The following is a 20,532-nucleotide window of genomic DNA, read 5'->3' as shown; positions in this document are numbered from 1 at the left end:
TTCGCGCCGGCTGGTTCAGCCGATCACCTGCCAGGCACCCTGGTCGGTTTCACACGCCGTGCCGCGCGCCTGCAAGGTGCGGCCCTGGAGAACCATCTCGTGTGTAAACTCGCGGCAGCTGGTCTCGTTGACGAAATAGACCGGTCCGGGACGGACCTGACCGCTGCGGCCGGTACGCTCGTTCTGCCAGGCAACCGAAACCCCAAGGCCACGCGCGCGCAGGGCCCTGCTCTGGGCATCTTCGGCTGCCTTGCGGTCAGACGGTTCAAGCGCGTCCCCGAACTCGTTGTTCACCAGCACCGAAATGGCCGTATTCGCTTCCGAGCCGGAAACATTCGCATTCGGGTCACCGAAAAAGGACCCCCAAGTGTTGCTGTCTCTCGACCCGGACGTCATGGAGCAACCTGCCAAAGCAAAGGCAAGAGCAAGACACGAGGCACCGCGAAGACGCATTCTTGAAAGCTCCAAGTTCTTCGAATTTCAACCAGAAGCAGCTGAAATCCGATTGCTGACCATTTTCCAAAGGCTAGCGCAAAATGAATGCACTAGAAGGCGTGAAACCGGCGCAAACCGGTCGATGAATCAGTGTTATTTTCAATTTGTGGCCGAACTTGGCCACAACCGTGTCTTTGTTTCCGCTATTTGCATCACATCCTATCACAGTCCCGCAAGGGCGGCCCAAGCGAACGTTTGGTAAATCCCCTATTCCTTGCTGAGCGCCGGCAGCACCAGACGTGCCTTCAGGCCTCCGAGCGAGGAACTTTCAAGATCGAAGGTACCGCCGTAAAGGGCAGCGAGATCTGCCACGATCGACAGGCCAAGACCTGTTCCGGGCACGGTTTCATCCAGACGCCGACCACGCTTGATGGCTTCGGCGCGCTGTTCAGGCGTCAGTCCGGGACCATCATCCTCGACCGTGATCATGAACATGTCCCGGTTCGTGGCCGGATCGTTCAACGGCGCAACCTGCACCCGCACCTTCGAACCTGCCCATTTGCAGGCATTATCGATCAGGTTGCCGCTCATTTCTTCCAGGTCCTGGCTTTCGCCTCGAAAGCGGATCTGACCGGACTGCGCGAAACCGACATCAACGCCTTTGTCCTGATAGATCTTGCCCATGGCCCGGATCAGACGGGCAAGAACCGGCTCGGTCTCGCATGAAACACCGATGACCCGCCGCTGCGCCGCCATGCGGGCCCGCTCCAGATGATGCTGGATCTGGGTCGACATGATCGATGCCTGTTCGGACACCTTGTCCGCCAAGGGACCACCGGACGCCCTTGCCTCGTTTGAAATGACCGACAGTGGGGTCTTCAGACCGTGTGCAAGGTTGCCGACGTGGGTGCGTGCCCGCTCGACGATTTCCTTGTTCGACACGATGAGCGCGTTGAGTTCCACCGCCAGCGGCGCGATCTCGCGCGGCAGGGCCTCGTCAATGCGTTCGGCCTCGCCCTGTCGAACGGCCGAAAGCGACGCACGCAAGCGCGCAAGTGGCCGCAAGCCGAATTTCACCTGCAGGAAGATCGCCAGAATCAGCCCGAGACCGACAATGCAAAGCGTGATGGCCACAAGCCGCGCAAACTCGAAGATATCCGCCCAGAACCCTGCCGTTGCAGCGCCGACGGCAATCACATAGGCCGCGTCTTCAACGGTAATTCTCTGCTGGAGCACGCGAATTTCATCACCGGTCGGCCCGACGATAAACCCGGCGTTGGCGTCGTCCTGCCCGATCGGCGGCGTATTCAGCGGATCCCCCACCAGCGACTCCGATGCATAGAGGATCGACGGGCTGTCGGCGCGTCGAACCGTCCAGTACCAGCCGGACAGTGGCAGGGAGAACCGGGGATCGCCGCGGTAGGTCGGCGCAGTCAGGGTTGCGGTCGCCTGGTCAGCACTGACATCTGCATTGGTTGCCAGCATTTCGGCAATCAGTGCCTTGATATGAACCTCGAGCTGGGCGTCAAAAGCCCGTTCGCTCGCTCTTTCATAAAGGCTCACTAGGAACACCCCGGCGATGGCGAGCGCGATGGTGGACCATACAGCCGCCACGAACACCAGACGTGCGGCAAGCGACCGCTGAGGCCGGTTCACGGGCCGGCCGTCCCCGTTGGCAGAGGTCTCAGGTGTCACTCGCCGCTCCCAGGCGGTATCCGAGCCCTCGGATGGTTTCGATCATGTCCGAGCCGATTTTCTTGCGCAGACGGCCGACGAAGACTTCAACCGTGTTGGAATCACGATCGAAATCCTGATCGTAGAGATGTTCGGTCAATTCAGTCCGGGAGATCACCTTGCCCTGGTGATGCAGCAGGTAGGACAACAGCCGGTATTCATGCGAAGTCAGCTTGACCGCGCTGCCGTCTACGGTTACCCGGCCGGATCTCAGATCCAGCCGCACCGCACCGCAAGTGAGTTCGTTGGAGGCATGCCCGGCGGCCCGGCGCACAAGCGCACGCACACGGGCAAGCACTTCCTCCATGTGGAAAGGCTTTGCGACATAATCATCGGCACCGGCGTCGATCCCCGCAACCTTGTCCGACCAGCGGTCGCGCGCAGTCAGGATGAGGACCGGCATGGTGCGCCCGTCGCGGCGCCAGTTTTCCAGAACGGACAGTCCGTCGAGGGACGGCAGGCCGAGGTCAAGCACCACGGCGTCATATGGCTCGGTGTCGCCAAGAAAATGCCCATCCTCGCCGTCCGTCGCACTGTCGACCACATAGCCAGCCTCTTCCAGGGCGGCCACCAGCTGGCGGTTCAGATCGGTATCGTCTTCGACAACAAGAATGCGCATGAAATTCAACTTTATGACTGATGGAGTCGGAACCAGATCAACCAACCGAAAGCCGGCAGGAAGATGTCGCTTCTAGCAATTACCTGTTGGCGTTGACTGTGACAGTTGTCACCTTGCCACCCTTTAGGACCGACAACAGATAGACGTATCCCCCACCCTGCTGGCAAAGCTGGGCCTTGACGATTTCACCGCCTGCCTGCCCTGCAACCGCCCCAAGCGGGGCGGCCTTGCCGCTGGCCACGGCTTCACGGGCCTGCGACTGGGACAAACAAGCGGCTTGCGCCGGCGCAATGACGGCGAATGTCAGGATCAAAAGGGCAAATATCTGTTTCACGTGTCCGATTCCGGTCTGCTCACGAGGTCATGCGCAAGGTGTAATCAATTTCACCTGAACGCAAGCTGAACCGGTTGTTTGGATTTCTTCAGCTGCCCTTCTTGCGGCGGCGTCCTTCCGCCGCCTAGTCAGCCCAGCGCCACTTCGTCCGTCTGCAGGTCGTCGTAACGGCCCTTGAACTGCTCGAACACCTGCAGCGTCCGCCGGGCGATCCCTGTCCAGCCGAACACGCGGCGTGCGAAGCGAGCGCCCTCCACCGAGAGGGTTTCGCGCATCCAGGAGTATTGCATCGGCATGTTCAGCATGGCCGCAAACTCTTCTGGTCGCTTGGGATCGGCCACCAGCGCATGTCGGCCAAATTCGATCTGGTCGAACAGGCCGCCGTGAATCGTCACCACAGTCGGCGTTCCGCAGGCCATCGCTTCCACGGCGGTCATGCCGAAAGGCTCATAGCGGGAGGGAAGTGCGAAGATACCCGGACCACGATAGAAATCGGCCAGATCTTCATCCGCGACATACCCACGCCAGCTGATGGCATCGGACACGCCCAGGGAAGAAGCGACTTCCTTCCATTGCGCGAGCAGCGCCTTGTCGCTGTCCGAATTGGCACCGGCTGCAAGCACAAGGCGTGCGTCGGGCTGCAGTTTCAGGAGGCTCGGCAAGGCTTCGATGATCAGGTCATAGCCTTTGTTTTCCGCTGCCCTGCCAACGACGTAGATATCCGTTTCCTTGAAATCGTGCTTCCGGCGCGCTTCCGCGACCACATCCGGTGTTGCGGGCGTAAACCGGCCTTCGTCGATGCCCGGCGGGATCATGGTGATATGCTCACGCGGCAGCTGGTATTGCTCGACGATCAGGTCCGTTTGCTGCTCGGTCGTCGCGATGATGTGGTCGCAGTTGCGGTAAAGAACGAATTCCTTCTGGATCCGCTCCTTGAAGCGGTACCCGGCCATCTCTTCTTCACCCGCTCCCACCATGTCGTGTTCTTTCCACCAACCGAGGGAGTGCGGCGTGTGGATGTGCGGAACCTGCAGCTCCTCGGCGATTTTCTGGCCGGCGACACCTGCATCCCAGTAATGAGAGTTGATCACGTCATAATGCAACTTGCGATGACGGATCATCGCCAGCGCATTGGTGACGAAGTCACCGTACCAGTCGTGCATGTCCTCCTTCCGGATGAAATCGGATCCTCCGAAAGGAACGCGCACGACGCGCAGGTTTTCATTGATGATATCCTCGGCCGGCTGGTCTTCGAACTGGCGCGTCATGACATCGACCCTGTAGCCGAGCCGCGCGAACCGTTTTGCCAGCTCCAGTACGAAGACCACCTGGCCGCCCGTATCCGGTTTACCCAGTTCCGGTGATCCGGCCACGTAACCGTGCAGCGAGATCATCAGAAGGGAACCGATATTGTGCTTGTTCATGTGTCGTTACCTTGTTCGTGTGTCTTGATCTCCATCTACCCAGGCGTTCTTTTGCTCTTTTTGCTCATCGGCCCGCCGACGTTGCAGCAGGCAGCAGCCTCTCGAAAGGCCGGATCAGACTGCCGATTGCGGCAGCAGGCCCATTACCGTCAGCCCTTCCAGCACGCCGGCCGCATGGTGGGCGGATGCCAGATAGGTCTTGTGCCGCGGCAGGGTTGATAGAAGTTCCTGGCGGGCATTGCCGACCGCGATTGCCTTGCCCGCTGCTTCGAACAGCGCAAGGTCGTTACCGGAATCACCGGCAGCGATCGTTCGCTCCATCGGAATGCCAAGATGGCTTGCCAGATGGCGCATGGCAGCGTCCTTGCCTGCGCCGGGGGCGAGAATGTCCAGGTCACTGGTCCCTGAATAGATGTGCCTGAACGGGATGCCCTCGTCCCGGAGTGCGGCAAGAATCGCGTCCACGCCGTCTTTTCCCGGAACGGCGAAGCTCGCCTTTCCGTCCGTCTGGAACTTGTCGTCGTGCGCATCATACCCCAGTTTCCGGACGATTTTGCGAACTTCCTCGTCAGGCCAGTCGATAAACCGGCTTTGCCAGCTTTCCAGAAAGAAACGGTCCAGACGGATTTCGGTTCCCAAACCGGTGATAATCGCGTCCGGTTCGAAGCCTTCGGGGAAGTAGTCGGCAAGGGTCTGGTCGACACTGGCGGCCGGTCGGCTGGAGTTTAGAGCCAGTTTCAGGTGCGACTTGGCGTTCTTCAACTGATGCCAAAGTCGCTCCAGATCGGTCCGGTTACCGGTCAGGGTGTCATCGATGTCGCTGACCAGAAGCCAGGTATCACTCTTGCCCGTCTCGCCGGTCACCGGCCCTCCCCTTCCTGATCGGGCGCCCTGTGCGTGACGGAATATGCCGGTTCGACCGTGTGCTCCGTTACCGGACGGCTCAATGTTTCAACCACAAGGTCCTTCAGGCAGACGGCCGCGCTTTCGGTGTAGAAGCCGATACCGCCTTCGATGAAACTGTCGTCAACCAGCGACAGCACCACATAGCCGTCGATGGAAAACTCGAAGTAAAGGCCGTGCGCCACAACCTCGATCTGCCAGGGGCCATGATCGCTGCCCCTGAAATGTGCTTCCTGAAGCGGCTCGTAACGGAAGGCATGTTCGAATTCAGGTGTCGGGTTTGCCCCCCAAGCCCGCATCTGGGCAATGCCGTTGACGAGATCCAGAGACAGGTAATAACCGTCACCCTCGTCGTTCATCCTCAGCACAAGACCGGTTTTGCCCAGTCCCTCCAGCATCAGCTGTGCCTTGAGGCGGAAATCCTCATGCTTGCCCGGCAGCATGAAAGCTTCGTACCCGCTCTTGCAGCTCAGATGCAGCCCGTCGGGCCGATCGATCGCCGACGCATGTGTGTTGGAATACAGTGCCTTGCACTGGTAGGACGCAGTCACGACCTGGCGATGCGTCACCAGATCGTTGAAGTCCGAATTCGATTTCAGCTTGAGCCTGCCGGCACTGTCGGTCACCAGTTCCTTCGGCGGCGGCAACAGCTTCTTCACGACCTCGCGCCCGTAGACGTATTCGGTCTTGGAAAAGAAATTGAACAGAAGCAAACGGTCGCTGGTTCGGCAAATACGGCCTGCATAATTGCCCGTCGGCAGGATCACGTTGTCGAAGAAGTTCTGGTATGGGCCCTCAATCGTCTCCGCGTACCAGTAGTGGATCTTGGTGTCTTCGCGGATCGATCCCATCAGGTAATAGCGGCCATCGAGACGAAACAGGTTCGGCACCTCGACGTCGTCATAAAGACCGGGCCGATAAAGAGGTGGCTCGAATGTGAATTTGTCCGGTTTGGTCTCGCGAGCGAGCCCGACGCAGCCGCGCCGTATGACCGGCCCTTCCTTGACACGGGCAGAGGCCAGCAGCAGGCGTTCGCCTGTGTCTTCGTCGACATAGAAGAAAGGATCGCGGAAACTGACCCACTTCCGGCCTTCGTCTACAGTGCTCTCGTAAAGCGGGCCCGGCACCTGCAGGGGATAATTGCCGTGATTGCAGCGTTCCCAGGTGTAGAGATCCTTGGACCGTGCCAGCCCGACCCGCTGCACCCTGCCATATTCCGCCCGCGCAAGGCCGGTGTAGAACATGCGCCACTCGCCCTGCCGGTCCGGATCGGGCGTCACATGCATCGTCCAGAGCATGTCATCATCCCATTCGCCCGGTTCACCGACGAAAAGTGCATTCTTGACCCGGCGCCATGTCATGCCGTCCGTGCTGACGGCGTGCGCGATGAAATCGTGATTGGGCAGCACCAGATGGAACAGATGATAGATGCCGTCGTGATAAACGACATCGACGTCGCCAATGTCCGACCGCAGAAATCCATGGGATGCATACATGCCCTAACCCTGCCCAGATGTTTCAGCAGGATCAAGAGCCTAAGCCAAAAAATTTGCAGTGCAACATGGCTCGGACGAACAATATCACCCCTTTGCGCATCCTGCCTGATGACTGGCGGCATTTCCGGAACGATTTGCGGTATGGAACAGAAACAGCCGGATCCCGCCCTTTCAGTTGGCCCGCTGCGCTCGGCTCTATGCCTAGAATATGATCGTTTCTGAGCCAAAAGCGCGTCGTAAAAGCATTCCCTTGTCGCCCCTATCCTCTAGAATGGGTTCATGACGGACTGCTGTTGGATCTCACATACCGACTGCCACTGCGGACAAAGCGCGGCGCGCAAGACGTTGCGTCAGGTCATTGGTCTCTTCTCTTTTCTTTCCTTGCTGCTCCTGCCAGGTCCTGCAGCCGCGTGTTCCCTGTCGCTGGTTCTGGCGATGGACGGTTCGGCCAGCGTCGATGCGCGCGAACACACCTTGCAGCTCAACGGACTGGCAGATGCCTTGAAAGACCCGGACGTCGTTCAGGCAATCGAGGCCGTTGGCGGGATCTGGGTTACAAGTTTCGAATGGAGCGGCCGGTACCAGCAATTGCTCCAGCTCGGGTGGAGCCATCTTTCCGATGCGCAAAGCGCTGCGAATGCGGCCGAAACCCTGCGACGCTCACCACGAGGCTACACCGAATTTCCAACCGCCCTCGGTTATGCACTCGGCCATGCGGCAACCCTGATGCGCAAGGCACCTGCACCTTGTGTTCGTAAGGTCATAGATGTTGCCGGTGATGGCATCAACAACGACGGTTTCGGTCCGGAAAGCGCCTACAGGGCCTTCGATTTCCAGGACGTTACGGTCAACGGGCTGGTGATTTCAGGCGCCGATGAAGCTCCGGTGCGCTACTACCGGACCCATGTCATCAGGGGTCCGGGTGCCTTTGTCGAGGTTGCAGCCAGTTATGACGACTACGCCGAGGCAATGAAGCGCAAACTGCTGCGGGAAATCTTCGGCAGCGGCTACGCTTCCCTGCGCTGAAATCAGCTTCAGGCTTGCCGGCGCTCCGCCCGGGCCAAAAGAGCCGCTTCAAAATCCGCTGCTGGCATTCTGTCCTGCAGGGCCCTTAGGAAAAGCTGCTTCTGTGTCTCGGGCGCCAACCCGCCTACAGGCGGATCCCGGTCCAGATTGGTCGGGAAGGAATATCCTTCCGCACACGCGGAAACAGCCGCCTCCAGTCTGGTACCTGACATTGTTTCCTGTCCGGTTTTCGCCAGGAGCACGGGATAGAGCGCCCGGCACATGGCATCCCGGTCCACACTTTCCATGGCGCGTCCGAAGGCCGAGGACACCTGAAGCAGGTTTGCCATGCGCTGGATATCGACACTGGAGTTGTCACCGGCGGCGTGGAACAGTGCCGGGTTGAAGAACACCGCATCGCCCTTGCGCAATGGCATCTGCACGTAATTCTGTTCAAAAAACTCCTTGAATGCCTCCAGCCGGTAGGCAGCGTAGCCCGGACGATAAAGCTGTGAAAACGGCAAGAGCTTCGTGGGACCGCTTTCAATCGGCATGTCTGTATGCGCCACCGCCCCTTGCAGGGTCATGACCTGCGACAGGTCGTGCACATGGGCCGGATAAAGTGCGCAGTCTTCTGCTGACTGGAAACCAAGGTGGTAATCCCGATGTGCCTGCTGCGCCTTGCCACCCGGACGTACAAGATTGACCTGGGCCGTCATCTGGTAGTTCGGTCCGAGCCAGGCTTCACAAACGGCATCAATGGCAGGATTGGCAAAATAGTCCGCGAAGACATCGGGGGCTTCCAGACAGAGTTTCTGCAGTGAGTTCCAGATCCGGTCGTTTGCGCCTGCAGCTGCAAAGTGATCCGCACCGCCGCCTGAAGCAGCTTTCTCCTCGGCGATGATCCGGTTGTAGACCTGCGTTGCCCGGTCTATCGGGGTGACATCCTTATATGCCTCCTCCAGCACCAGCACACCCGAGTGCAGCCGCATAACCTGCGCCCACTCTGCCATCAACCGGCTACGGCTTTCGCTACCTGCGAGTACGGTCTCTAGATCAGCAACCCGGTAGACGGGAATACCGGCAACCACCTTGTAGGCGTGCGGCACGATGCCGTCGTCCAGTTTTTGCGACACAAGTTGCCTGAAGTCCTCGACATCGCAACTGGTGGCGTTGAAATACGCCAGATGATCGACCCGTTTGTCCATGATCCCCTCCCAGGTTTTGTTGGCTGCAATGCTAGCAGGATCGGTCTTGATCGGATCGGCATTTTCCATCAAGAATCCATCAAATGACCCATCGCTTCCCGATCAAGGAAATCGCCCTTCAGGCAGGCCTCAGCACTGCCACGGTTGACCGCGTGATGAACGGGCGAGCACATGTCAGCCCGCAAACCCGTCGCAGGGTTGAGGATGCGATTGCAGAACTGGAACAACAGGAAGGTCAGCTGGCTGCCAGGGGGCGGCGGCTCTTCTTCGATGTGGTTATGGAAGCGCCGAACAGGTTCAGCAGAGAAGTGCGTCTCGCCTGTGAAAGCGTGCTGACAGATCTGCATCCGATCGCGATCCGCCCCAGGTTCACTTTCACCGAAACCATGTCGGCAGCCGAATGCAGCGCGATTCTGCAGCGGATCGCAAAGCGAGGCAGCCAGGGCATCTGCCTCAAGGTGCGCGATACAGAGGAAGTCCGGCATATGATCGCAGGACTGGCAGACCGCAGGATCCCTGTCGTCACCGTCTTTACCGACCTTCCCGCTTCCCGGCGGCTTGCCTATGTTGGCCTGGATAATCGCAGCGCCGGCAAAACCGCAGCCTATCTCATGCACAAGCTCCTGCCGGCAAACGGAACGGTTCTGACGACGCTCAGCCAGCACACCTTTCAGGGCGAGGAGGAACGCTACGAAGGTTTCAGGCAGGAACTGGATCGTCTGCGCCCGGAATGCAGATTGGTGGATGCCAGTGGCGGCGGCGGTCTCAATCCCGAAACACGGCGGGAGGTCGCCGAGAAGCTGGCCTCCTCTCCGCCGATTTCCGGTGTTTACTCCATGGGAGGCGGCAACAGGGCCATTTTGCAGGCCTTGTCCGAGGTGGGCCAGATGCCAGGGGTCTATGTTGCGCACGATCTGGACAAGGACAATCTCGAGCTTCTCCGGCAGGAGCAGCTGACGCTGGTGCTTCATCACGACCTGCAGTCAGACATGCACACGGCGTTTCGTCATCTCCTGGCATACCACGGCATCGGCACGTCTCCCTCCGGCGAAACGAGCGATGTTCAGGTGGTCACCCCCTTGAACATTCCTTCCAGGTTCAATGAACCAGCCTGACCTGGCAGTGCTGATCTCCACAGCCAAAGCCTGCCGTTCATCAGAAAACGCGCCAACAGCACACTGCCAGCAGTTGATCAACCGTGTTTCAGCTCTGTGCCAACTGCGCGTTCGACAAAAGCCAACATGGATTGCCTGAGCTGTTTTCTGGTCGAAACATCTCTGGAAACGGCATTCTGGCCACTGCGTTCGATCAAACCAAGAACCAGTTCGGCCGACGTGGCAGGGTTTTCTTCAAACGTTGGCAGGCAGTTGGCAACAGCTTGAACGAGCCGAGCCCGGGTTTGTTCGAAAAGGCCGCCGATCTCGGGATTTCTGAATGCCTCGGCAACGATTTCCGCGCTCAACGCGGCATGTGCCGGCGACGAACAGAGATCGAAATACTCCGCCCCAAATTCCAGCAGTCTTTCCATCCGATTTTTTGACGTGTCTTCAAGCCGCCTCAACAAGGGATCAAGTTCGACAGTTTCCAGTTCCGAGATGGCTGCGATGATCTCGTTCTTGCCCTTGAAGTGATTATAGAGATTGCTGAGGCTGATCCCCGCCTTTCCCGCGATGTCGCGCATGCCGGTCTGGTGAAACCCCTTTTCGATGAAAAGACCCGCAGCCGTTTCGACGATCATCTGCCGACGCTTGGCGGACTTTTCCAGACGGCTGGTGGATTGCGGCCTGGTTTCGGCCATCGGGAATCTCCTGTGCGACGCTACGAAGAAAGACCGTAGCCCGACTTCTTCTTCTGCTCTGTTCATTTCAGGTTCGTTGCCGTCTTGCAATCCTGGGCCGCGCGCCCAATTAAAGAACGAACGTTCGTTCTTTGTGAGGTGTCATGTATTCTGATCTGGAACTTCGCCTTCAGGAGGCGGCTGGTGTCTTCAACGGTATTGAAATTCTGGCGCTGGTCTTTCTTCTTGTTTTGGCTTCCGAAACCGTGTGGGACCGGTTTACCGGCTACCGTCAATCGCTATCGGAAACCGGCGCAAATCTGATTATCGGTCTTGTCTACGGTCTGTTGGAACGAACCGCATACGGGCTGATCGTCGTGATTGCCGTTTTCCTTGCAGAACCGTTCGCGCTTTGGGACCTGCCCATGAACGGCTTGACGTGGGTACTTGCGATCGTGGTCGCTGATCTGACGTACTACTGGATGCATCGCTGCGAGCATCGGGTACGGCTATTCTGGACCTATCACAGCGTTCATCATTCTTCGCCTGAGTTCAACTTCACGACGGCTCTGCGTCTGGCCTGGACCGAAGCGCTGTTCGAATGGATGTTTTTCATTCCCATGGTGATTGTCGGCTTCGACCCTGTACAGGTGATCGCAGGACTTGCCGTCGTGGTGGCCTATCAATCGTGGATCCATACCGAAAAGGTCAGACGGCTCGGGTGGCTTGAAAGCATTCTGAACACACCGTCGCATCATCGCGTGCACCACGGCAGCAATCCGGAGTATCTCGACAAGAACTATGGCGGCATCCTGATCGTCTGGGACCGGCTCTTTGGAACCTACACACCCGAGCGTGCCAAGGTTGTCTACGGGATCACCGATCCGCTCAACACATCCAATCCGATCACCATCAACTTTCGAGACTTCATTCGTCTTGGCACAGATGCGCTCAATGCCCCTTCCGTCGCCCAGGCTCTGAAGGTGCTCATGAAACCTCCCGGCTGGACACCGACGCGCAATACGGCTCTTCCCGCGGACCAGTCCGACACTCAAATGCAGTCGCCTGCTGGTTCCAGCCAAGGGGAACACCACGATGAACATTGATCTGCTTCTGGCGACGTTTGCCGGCTATCTGGCGGTCTTCGGACTGAGCGACCGGCCACAGGACCCGAAGGTCCGCGACTACCCCATTGAAACCATCCAGATCAGAACTGCGTCCGGCACCGCCGTTCTGGATGCCGAGCTGACCTTGCCAAAAGGGAGGGGGCGCGTCCCTGCGGTGGTACTCATCACCGGCTCCGGCCCACAGGACAAGAATGAAGAAATTGCGGGCCACAAACCTTTTCTCGTGCTTTCGGATCACCTGACGAAATCCGGCTATGCCGTGCTGCGTTACGACGACCGCGGCGTGGGCCGGAGCACGGGAGACTTTGCGACAGCAACCCCGCAGGATCTCGCGAGCGACGCAGCCGCCGCGCTTGCCTATGTGAAGTCTCATCCGCGTGTTCTTTCCGAAAAAACCGGATACATCGGCCACTCGGAAGGCGGTTATCTCGCGCCGATCGCGCAGCAGATCGAACCGGCCGCCTTTCATGTTTATCTTGCAGGACCTGCCCTGCCGCTTGTTCCTGATGTCATGCGCACTCAGGTTCAGGATATCGGGCGTGCGGAAGGCCTGTCCGATGAAGTCATTGCCGGACAGAGCCGCGCGGTGAATGAGATCAGCTCCGCTCTTTTGAAATCCGGAACACCGGCAGAATTACGCAAGGACATCACGAAGGCCTTGCAGAACTCGGGGGCGAGCGGTTCCCAGATCAGGCAAAACCTGGCTGTCTGGGCGACGCCCTGGGCTTCCGCCTACGCGCGGCACGATCCGGTTGCGCAGCTGGCAGGCCTGACCATTCCGGTGCTGGCACTTTTCGGTGAGCACGACTTGCAGGTCTCCGCCAGTGAGAATTCACCTGTCATGCGAAGGGCTCTCACCCACCCGCTCTCGGATGTCAGAACGCTGCCTGGTCTAAATCACCTGTTCCAACCAACGCGAACCGGACGTATCAACGAGTATATCCGGATAGCAACGACCATCGATCCTACCGCACTGCAGGCGATTGCGACATGGCTCGATATGATCGTGCAGGCGCCATAAAACGCGGGAACGGTACCCTTCTCCTGCGGCCAGGCCGTCACCCCCCGGTGTTGCCGTAGTTTTCCGCCTCCATGCCCCGGTAGAAATCCTTCAGCGTCTTGCCGGGTTCCGGATCAAACCTGTCTCCCGTCTCCCGCATCTCGGAAATCCGGTCCAGACGGAACATGCGGAAGTCCTGGCGCAATTCGCACCAGGCCACCAGCGTCCAGACCTTGCCCCAGAACCACAGTCCGAGAGGGCGGATCGTACGATCGGTCGGCTCTCCCTTGCTGTCGCAATACGCCACGAACAAGCGCCTGCGGCCATCGGCAGCCGCTTCCAGAAAATCGATATGAGCCCGGATTTGCGGTGTCATCTCTGGCGCGAACGCGTGGATCTCGACTTCGTTCTGACGCACCCGCATCTTTTCCGGCAGGACAGCGTCAATCTTGATCATCGCCTCTTCGGCGGCCCGGGCCATGGCGGCCCCGCCCCAGGCACGGATCAGACGCGCACCGGCGAGTAGAGCAACAATTTCGTCCCGGGTGAACATGAGTGGTGGCAGTTCATAGCCATCGCGCATGATGTAGCCGACACCAGCCGCACCTTCGATCGGCACGCCGGATGCCTGCAAGTCAGCAACATCGCGATAGATGGTGCGTTCGGATACTTCCAGCCATTCGGACAGCTGACGTGCCCGCACGAGCCGGCCGCCGCGCAGATATTGCACGATCTGGAAAAGGCGGTCGGCGCGTCTCATGATGCCGGCTCCTTGCGAAGCCGACATCCTGTCAGTCTCAAATCAGCGTGCGAACATGCCGATGGAATTTCCGTCCGGGTCGATGCCATAGGCAAAGCGCCCCGCCGGAATGGCAGCCGGATCGGAAATGATCTCTCCCCCCTTGGCAGCGAACCGTTCCATCGTTTCTTCCAGGGTGTCCGGGCAGGCGAGATGAATGGTTGGTCCGGTTCCGTTCTGCGCGGGTTTTCCCGGGTAAAGGTGACCTGCAATCCCACCCTGCTCCTTGGTCGGAAAGATTGCGATCTCATTTGGTCCCATGTCGATGACACGTCTAAGCTCCGTTTTGAAAACGTCGTTATAAAAACTGACCGCCTTGTCCAGATCGGAGACGGGAATCTCCATCCAGACGTTGAAGTGATCGGGTGCAAAAGTCATGGAAAGTCTCCTCAGGCGCTGTGATGAGGATCACCTTATCAAACCTCTCCTGACAGCATTCTGTCAGGAGAGACTGACAAACATATATGACGCAAGGGTAAGTAAACACCTGCAAATTTCGTCTCACCGATGAATTCGGAAAAGAGGCTGATGACAATTTGCCGGTACCGCTTCGTCACAGCTAAACTGCATGGGCAGGGACGCAGACCAAGGCGGTTCGACAACCGGAAGGAGAGATCATGATACGCTGGCAGATGATCTTTTTCAGTCTCTTGCTTCTGCTGACAAACTTCACGCCTGCCTTCGCGCATTTTTCGGAAGGCACCAAGGTGCGCACGCTTCTGGTCTCGCGTGAAGCTGACACGCTGACTGTTTATGTGCGGGTGCCCGCTCCACTTGTCTTCTCGGATCTCGTCGGTCGCTCGCAGGTCGAACAGGTACCACTGGTCTCGCCGTTTCTTCGCCTGGAGCAAAACCCGGACGGTGAGCGCTACCGGGTTGATCTCGACGCGATCGACAGCAATCGATCTGCCTTTGAAAACCGGCTGCGCAACGCCCTCGTCTTTTCGCAGGCGGGCCTTGCCCTGCCGGTGGAGATCATCGGATTTACGGTTCACGCCACTCGACCTGCTCAGGACATCGACACAGCTGTTGCCGCCCAATCCGCGTTGAGCGAAGCTTTCCCGAATGAAGACCCGCTCTTTGGTACGGCAGTCATCGACTACGCGCTCAGGCTGGAAAGCAGCGATCCGACCGGTGTCCTTCAAGTGCAGTCCGGGTACGCTCCCCTGATCCCGGGGCCCGGCATAGCCATCGACAACCACCTGGTCGATGCCCGCATCACCCCTCCGGTTTCGACCACGGCTCCCGGGCAACTGGAAGAACCTGCGCGGTTCGACGGATGCCGGCTCAGCACGTTTCTGCATTTCATCCACCAGGGCACCCTGCATATTCTGGAGGGGCTCGATCACGTCTTTCTGGTGATTGCGCTGGCTCTGGGTGTCGGGGCAACGCGGAGACTGATTTACCTCGTCACCGCCTTCACGATCGGGCACTCAGTCACGCTGATTGCAACCTTCCTCGGGGCAACACCTTCCTGGCCATGGTTCATCCCGCTGGTGGAAACGGCCATCGCCGCTTCCGTTCTTTATGCGGCCATCGCGGCAATGGTCCGGAAGTCGGGCTCGGTGATCGTCTTCGCCGCGATCGGCCTGTTGCACGGCCTCGGCTTTTCCTTCGTTCTTGCGGACATTCTCGGCCGGGGCGCACCGGATCTCATACCCGCGCTGCTGGCATTCAACATCGGCATCGAACTTGGCCAACTGATCATTCTCGCCGTAACGCTCTCCATCGTCCTGCTTCTACGAAAGACAGCTGAACCCGCCCTGCAACCCTTGCGGCTCGGCGCGCTGTCGGGGATTGCGATCCTGTCTGCCTGGTGGGTCATCGAGCGCCTGCCCGGATTGCTGATTTCGGCCTGACTTGAGGACGCCTCATGGCCATTTCAGGCAAAAAACACCCTAAAAAGACACAAAAAGCCGATTAATCTGCCGGGTTAAGCGCCGTTAATTCTAACAATTGACTTGTTCTTAATCCCGGCCGTGCAACTTGGGCGGAATAATAATTGGCAATGAAATGGCTCGTCACGGTACCTCGCCCAATACCCGCCCACTATTAAAAGGCTCTCTTGCAGGCCTCGCGACGGTTGCCGTCATGTTGCTTATAGCCTGGGCCGGTGTCGCCTATGACGGGCAGAGCGAACTGCAGAAACAGACGGCAGACCTTCTTGGCATCTGGCAGTCCAACATAGACCGTGGAAACAAGCTCTACGGAGCCCTGGAAAGACTTCCCGAAGACGATTGCAGCGACGCGCATCTGAAAACGCTTAACACGCTCGTCTACAACGACAATCACATTACCAATGTCTGGTTTTTTCCGAACGGCGACACGAAAGCAACCTGCTCTTCAAGCTTCGGACGTTTCGAACCTGCCCACGATTTCGGCCCGCCTGAAAAGGCGCAACTGTTCCGCGATGGCAGGGAGACCTGGTACAGGGTGCCCTTCGACAAGGCCGAGGGTGTCGACAGCGTTACAGTGATCAAGAAGGGCCGCTACGGCGTTTCATTCTACCAGACCGGCAACCTGGCAACGGCCGCCGACGACATGTTCTACGTGTCGAGTGTTCAAGACCCTTACACGGTTCTGTTCCACGCCAATGGAAACGCGGGTCTTTTGAAGCAATACCGCGACAACTACGGCCCGATGTTCGGGAACGTCTATGCACAGGCCTGCGGCGAAGGCGATGTCAGGCTGTGTTACTTGACCATGATCCCTGCCAGCCGGATCGTTCAGCAAAATATCGGCCTGCTCGCAATTTTTGCAGTCTTCGGCATCGTCACCGGCGCGCTCGTTTTCCTGAGGGTCAAACGGATCGTGCGTGACCGCCACAGTCCCGCCGGGCGGATCCGTCACGCGATCGCCAACGGCGGCAAAGGTTTCGAGCCGCACTACCAGCCCATCTTGTCGCTCGACACGATGAAATGCGAAGGCTGTGAGGTTCTGGCCCGGTTCGAAGATGCCCAGGGCAAGCTTTTCCCGGATGAATTCGTGAACATTATCCAGCAGGAGAACCTGACCTGGGAGTTTACCGAGATCATCATCGCCAAGGCACTGCGCGACCTGAAACCGCTGCTTGCGGGACGACCGGGTTTCAAGGTGTCCGTCAATTTCTTCCAGGCGGATCTGGAAGACGAACAGATCCAGTCCGTAATTCAGTCGCCGGTTTTTGCGATGGCGACGGAAGCCGGTCTTTCCCTTTGCTGCGAGATCCTGGAAACCGGGATCCGGTCCGGTACCAGCATAGCAAAATCGCTGGAATACCTGCGCAGCATCGGCTGCCTGATCGCAATTGACGACTTCGGCACCGGCTATTCCAACCTTGCCCAGATCAAGGCGCTCAAGCCCGATCTCGTGAAGATCGACAAGATGTTCGTCGATGATCTCGGCAGCACCACCGACACGGCCCGCGGCGCCTTTGTTCAGGCAATCCTCGGCATTGCTTCGGCGCACGGCATGAAAGTCTGTGCGGAGGGTGTCGAAACAATGGACCAGCTTGCGTCCCTCAGGAACCGAGATGTGGACTATGCCCAGGGCTATTTCTTTGCCAAACCGATGCCCATCCGGGACTTCTCCCTCTACCTTCTGGAACAGACCTTGAAGGAAAAAATGCCGACGAGTGGTCGCTTGGCAAAGCTCAAACCCGTCAGCGGCTGACGCTCTTTCCAGCGCCGACCGCCTGCTTTTCCAGGCTTCCAGCCTCGCGCTTGCAAGCAAAACGGCGCCGGCACAAAAACTCCGATGCAATTTCGAGCACGATTGATCTGTCTCAAGGTGAATTGAACAGGTTGGCGGCACCTTGTGGTTCTCACAAGGAGGCAAGAATGAGCCACGTGCCACACGAGTTACATGAAGAATTTCCGGAAGCCGCAGACACTTTGCATGCGTTGAAAACAAGTGATGCCCATTTCGCCCGGCTGGCGGATGAATATCACACCGTCAATCGCGAAGTGCACCGCATCGAGACAGATGTGGAGCCGGCATCCGACGATGTCCTGGAAGACCTGAAAAAGAAGAGACTAAATCTGAAAGACCAGATTGCTGCCATCCTGGCGGCAACGGCTAACACCGTGTCCTGAGCCCCTCCTTTTCAGGCCGGTGTTAAAGCCCGCGCCGTCCCCGTCCGACGGCGCGGGCCACCACATGCAGCTCTCCAGGAAAAGGTCCTGGCCCACCAGGAGCGCAGTGGAGCACATTTCCGGTTTTGGCGACCTTGTCGCCCACACGGTCAGCATACCGACAAAGAGTTGAAAAAAGAAGGCGCCGCAGCTTTTCGTAAAAGCCCGGCGCCAGTCTGGGGAGGAACGACCCTCATCGTTCACCCTACGATGTGGGTCTTCCCGCAAATAGTTGCAAGGCAAGCCTGTGTGAGGCTTGCGTGATCCGGAACCAGCGCTCCCCGACACAGCTTGACCCGCACGCGGGGCTGTTATCTTCTGGGGCGAGTTCATTTCGGATCAGACCATGACCCTTGTTCGCCTCTGCCTGCTTCTGCCCCTCTTGTTCTCGTCCACAGCATTTGCCGCCGATCATTGCATCGATGTTCAGGCAAAACGCGGCTGGCAGCAACTGTCCCTGCCCGGCGGCAAGATCACCGGCGTGCAGTATTCCGGCGGCTGGAGCGTGATTGCCGGCATGTACAAGGCCGTCGGCCCGCGTGGCTACACGGGCGAAGACGCCCGCCGGCTAGGCCCGCTCTACGGCTACAAGTTTGACCAATCCTACGCTTTCGGCGAGATGCTTGTGCGAGATCAGGCGGGCCGCATTGTGCCGTTCGCGGAGTTTGCCGCGCTCGCCGTCAACTCGCGCGATCCGGCCGGTGTCTATGCCTTCCGCATCAACGACAAGGATGTCGCGCTGCCGGACAATGCCGGTTCCATTCGCGTCTGTATTTCAATGCGCTGACCTTCTCAACAGGCCCGCCTCCCCTTTTCCTGCCCTGAACGGATCTCCCCCATGACCCAGAAAACCATCCTCATCACCGGTGCTGCCCGGGGCATCGGCCTTGCGACGGCAAAGCTCATGCTCAGCCGCGGCTGGCAGGTTGCCATGCTTGACCGGGATGTCGACGAACTCGCGATTGCGTCCGAAGGTCTGGCAGGTGCCGTTCCGTTTATCTGTGACGTTTCCATCGCAGAGCAGGTCGAGGCAACCATCCCTGCCATCTTGCAGAAATTCGGTCAGCTGGATGCCGTCGTGAACAATGCCGGCGTCGCCGAATTCGGCCCGATCGAGGAGACGGATTTTGCCATGTGGCGGCGGGTCATGGAGACCAATCTCGACGGCGTGTTTCTGGTTTCTCAAGCTGTCGTTCCCGCCTTGAAGAAAACCCGTGGCGCCATCGTCAACATCGCCTCCATTTCCGGCCTGCGCGCGTCAACGTTGCGGGTTGCCTATGGAACCTCCAAGGCCGCCGTCATCCAGCTCACCAAGCAACAGGCAGCTGAACTTGGCGAATACGGCATTCGCGCCAACTGTGTCTGCCCGGGTCCCGTGCGCACCAAGCTGGCGATGGCAGTGCACAGCCAGGACATCATCGATGCCTATCACGACGCGATCCCGCTCAACCGCTATGGCTCGGAAACGGAAATTGGCGAAGTAATCGCCTTTCTATGCTCCGAGCAGGCGAGTTACGTCACCGGGCAGGTAATTGCTTCCGATGGTGGTTTTGAAAGCACCGGGGTTGGCCTTCCGGCACTTCGCAAGTAAGTGAGCGTCACTCGACTTTCAGGAAGACACAACGCTGCATAACGGGCCGGTTTGCGGACTTGCGGGAACAATCTTCTTTCCGGAATGCGCCCTCAGGCCGGTATTTGTCCATGACCGCGTCCAGGCGATCATTGGTGATGGCAGCGTTGGCCCTTTGCAGGCACGGCAGCAACAGCGCCTTGTTCGCCCGTTGCTGGGCACCGCTGGGATATTTGCCCGGCTCCGGATTGACGGGTTTGAAACACTCGATGAAGACCGCCTCCTCGATACCGAGGTCTGCCGCGATCCTGTCGGTCGGGCGGTTCGGGTCGTTATCGGCAAGAGCGGGACCAGCCAGGAACAGTGCCGCAAGGAAAAGGGTGGTGCGCATCTGACTATCTCCCTGAAACTCAACCGGCTTCCGGTTTTCGGAGACGGATTTCCGGATCATGCAACCACTCTACCGGCTTCAATTTTTCAGGATGTGATAATCGTCACAAATTTTCCGAAAGCGCCTTTTTTCTCAATCACGGTCATCGATCGCGCAGACAAAACATCCGATTAGCTGTCAGGCAGAAAATGAGCGGCGATCTGACGCTGATGGGCTCGGGTCCGATGTTCGAACAGATAAATTCCCTGCCAGGTTCCAAGCGCCATGCGCCCTGCCGAGACGGGAATGGAAAGCGAAACCGGCATCATCGCCGCCTTGATGTGGGCAGGCATATCGTCCGGTCCCTCCAGGGTATGCACCAGATAATTCATGGAAGGATGATCTGCGGGCGGAACCAGGCGTTCGAAAAACGCTTTCAGGTCGCGCTGCACATCCGGATCCGCATTCTCCTGGATCAGCAAAGAACAGGAAGTGTGGCGAACGAACAGTGTGAGCAAGCCGTCTTCCGCACCCGTTTCTGCAAGCCATTCAGCCACCGACGAGGTGAATTCGTAAAGGCCCTGCCCGCGGGTGCCAATTGCGAATCTGGTTTGCATCG

Annotated in this window: 22 protein-coding genes; 9 read left to right on the top strand and 13 right to left on the bottom strand. The window is 58.5% G+C overall.

Going from position 1 to position 20,532, the window contains the following annotated elements:
- Positions 1-15 precede the first annotated feature (15 nt).
- From J7447_RS03690 to J7447_RS03660, 7 genes are all read right to left on the bottom strand, one after another.
- Positions 16-453 carry an RT0821/Lpp0805 family surface protein gene (locus J7447_RS03690; RefSeq protein WP_055658695.1) on the bottom strand — a complete coding sequence of 146 codons (438 nt, stop codon included), beginning with the start codon at positions 451-453 and terminating at the stop codon, positions 16-18.
- Positions 454-702: 249 nt separating this feature from the next.
- Positions 703-2,055, bottom strand: coding sequence for an ATP-binding protein (locus tag J7447_RS03685; RefSeq protein WP_353653757.1), 1,353 nt, complete (start codon positions 2,053-2,055; stop codon positions 703-705).
- A 64-nt stretch (positions 2,056-2,119) separates the two neighbouring features.
- Positions 2,120-2,788: a response regulator transcription factor gene (locus tag J7447_RS03680; RefSeq protein WP_022997835.1), complete on the bottom strand. Its 669-nt coding sequence runs from the start codon at positions 2,786-2,788 to the stop codon at positions 2,120-2,122.
- A 79-nt stretch (positions 2,789-2,867) separates the two neighbouring features.
- The gene (locus J7447_RS03675) at positions 2,868-3,122 is read right to left on the bottom strand and encodes a PepSY domain-containing protein (protein WP_022997836.1); all 255 of its coding nucleotides are present in this window, start codon (positions 3,120-3,122) and stop codon (positions 2,868-2,870) included.
- A 128-nt stretch (positions 3,123-3,250) separates the two neighbouring features.
- Positions 3,251-4,546 carry a glycosyltransferase gene (locus J7447_RS03670; protein WP_055658693.1) on the bottom strand — a complete coding sequence of 432 codons (1,296 nt, stop codon included), beginning with the start codon at positions 4,544-4,546 and terminating at the stop codon, positions 3,251-3,253.
- 114 nt (positions 4,547-4,660) lie between these two features.
- The gene (locus J7447_RS03665) at positions 4,661-5,410 is read right to left on the bottom strand and encodes an HAD-IIB family hydrolase (RefSeq protein ID WP_055658690.1); all 750 of its coding nucleotides are present in this window, start codon (positions 5,408-5,410) and stop codon (positions 4,661-4,663) included.
- Complete coding sequence (locus J7447_RS03660; RefSeq protein ID WP_168687982.1) at positions 5,407-6,945, bottom strand: glycosyl hydrolase; 1,539 nt, start codon at positions 6,943-6,945, stop codon at positions 5,407-5,409. Before J7447_RS03660 ends, J7447_RS03665 begins: the two co-directional genes overlap by 4 nt.
- Before the next feature lie 279 nt (positions 6,946-7,224).
- Between J7447_RS03660 and J7447_RS03655 the strand changes: the two genes are divergently transcribed.
- Positions 7,225-7,971: a DUF1194 domain-containing protein gene (locus J7447_RS03655; protein WP_209168767.1), complete on the top strand. Its 747-nt coding sequence runs from the start codon at positions 7,225-7,227 to the stop codon at positions 7,969-7,971.
- 8 nt (positions 7,972-7,979) lie between these two features.
- Here the strand turns inward: J7447_RS03655 and J7447_RS03650 are convergent, their stop codons facing one another.
- Positions 7,980-9,158: a phytanoyl-CoA dioxygenase family protein gene (locus J7447_RS03650; RefSeq protein ID WP_209169372.1), complete on the bottom strand. Its 1,179-nt coding sequence runs from the start codon at positions 9,156-9,158 to the stop codon at positions 7,980-7,982.
- A gap of 83 nt (positions 9,159-9,241) precedes the next feature.
- Between J7447_RS03650 and J7447_RS03645 the strand changes: the two genes are divergently transcribed.
- Positions 9,242-10,273: a LacI family DNA-binding transcriptional regulator gene (locus J7447_RS03645; protein WP_209168766.1), complete on the top strand. Its 1,032-nt coding sequence runs from the start codon at positions 9,242-9,244 to the stop codon at positions 10,271-10,273.
- Between the two features lie 77 nt (positions 10,274-10,350).
- On the opposite strand, the gene J7447_RS03640 is transcribed toward J7447_RS03645, so the two are convergent.
- Entirely contained in the window at positions 10,351-10,956 is a 606-nt protein-coding gene (locus J7447_RS03640) for a TetR/AcrR family transcriptional regulator (RefSeq protein WP_209168765.1), read from the bottom strand.
- 143 nt (positions 10,957-11,099) lie between these two features.
- On the opposite strand from J7447_RS03640, the gene J7447_RS03635 reads away from it, so the two are divergent.
- On the top strand, positions 11,100-12,041 hold the full coding sequence (locus J7447_RS03635) for a sterol desaturase family protein (protein WP_209168764.1): 942 nt from the start codon (positions 11,100-11,102) through the stop codon (positions 12,039-12,041).
- The gene (locus J7447_RS03630) at positions 12,031-13,083 is read left to right on the top strand and encodes an alpha/beta fold hydrolase (RefSeq protein WP_209168763.1); all 1,053 of its coding nucleotides are present in this window, start codon (positions 12,031-12,033) and stop codon (positions 13,081-13,083) included. Before J7447_RS03635 ends, J7447_RS03630 begins: the two co-directional genes overlap by 11 nt.
- A gap of 37 nt (positions 13,084-13,120) precedes the next feature.
- On the opposite strand, the gene J7447_RS03625 is transcribed toward J7447_RS03630, so the two are convergent.
- On the bottom strand, positions 13,121-13,822 hold the full coding sequence (locus J7447_RS03625) for a YafY family protein (protein ID WP_031268126.1): 702 nt from the start codon (positions 13,820-13,822) through the stop codon (positions 13,121-13,123).
- Between the two features lie 42 nt (positions 13,823-13,864).
- Complete coding sequence (locus tag J7447_RS03620; RefSeq protein ID WP_022997847.1) at positions 13,865-14,239, bottom strand: VOC family protein; 375 nt, start codon at positions 14,237-14,239, stop codon at positions 13,865-13,867.
- Positions 14,240-14,478: 239 nt separating this feature from the next.
- Here J7447_RS03620 and J7447_RS03615 point away from each other — a divergent pair, with 239 nt between their 5' ends.
- From J7447_RS03615 to J7447_RS03595, 5 genes are all read left to right on the top strand, one after another.
- Positions 14,479-15,720, top strand: a complete 1,242-nt coding sequence (locus J7447_RS03615) for a HupE/UreJ family protein (protein WP_209168762.1) — start codon at positions 14,479-14,481, stop codon at positions 15,718-15,720.
- A 232-nt stretch (positions 15,721-15,952) separates the two neighbouring features.
- A complete protein-coding gene (locus tag J7447_RS03610; RefSeq protein WP_209168761.1) occupies positions 15,953-17,512 on the top strand; it encodes an EAL domain-containing protein in 1,560 nt (519 codons plus the stop codon).
- Between the two features lie 167 nt (positions 17,513-17,679).
- Entirely contained in the window at positions 17,680-17,934 is a 255-nt protein-coding gene (locus J7447_RS03605; protein WP_031268132.1) for a YdcH family protein, read from the top strand.
- Positions 17,935-18,319: 385 nt separating this feature from the next.
- Positions 18,320-18,760, top strand: a complete 441-nt coding sequence (locus J7447_RS03600; RefSeq protein WP_168693463.1) for a hypothetical protein — start codon at positions 18,320-18,322, stop codon at positions 18,758-18,760.
- Between the two features lie 51 nt (positions 18,761-18,811).
- A complete protein-coding gene (locus J7447_RS03595) occupies positions 18,812-19,564 on the top strand; it encodes an SDR family oxidoreductase (protein ID WP_062489479.1) in 753 nt (250 codons plus the stop codon).
- Between the two features lie 7 nt (positions 19,565-19,571).
- Here J7447_RS03595 and J7447_RS03590 read toward each other — a convergent pair whose 3' ends face one another.
- Both J7447_RS03590 and J7447_RS03585 read right to left on the bottom strand, forming a co-directional pair.
- Positions 19,572-19,934 (bottom strand): hypothetical protein, encoded by a 363-nt coding sequence (locus J7447_RS03590; protein WP_209168760.1) that lies wholly within the window; start codon positions 19,932-19,934, stop codon positions 19,572-19,574.
- 170 nt (positions 19,935-20,104) lie between these two features.
- Positions 20,105-20,530 (bottom strand): secondary thiamine-phosphate synthase enzyme YjbQ, encoded by a 426-nt coding sequence (locus tag J7447_RS03585; protein ID WP_168687992.1) that lies wholly within the window; start codon positions 20,528-20,530, stop codon positions 20,105-20,107.
- Positions 20,531-20,532: the final 2 nt, after the last annotated feature.

This window comes from Labrenzia sp. R5_0 (assembly GCF_017743835.1).
In the GTDB taxonomy this organism is placed as follows: Bacteria; Pseudomonadota; Alphaproteobacteria; order Rhizobiales; family Stappiaceae; genus Roseibium; species Roseibium algicola.
The sequence above is the reverse complement of the archived record's forward strand: the minus strand, read 5'-3'. Positions and strand labels throughout refer to the sequence as shown.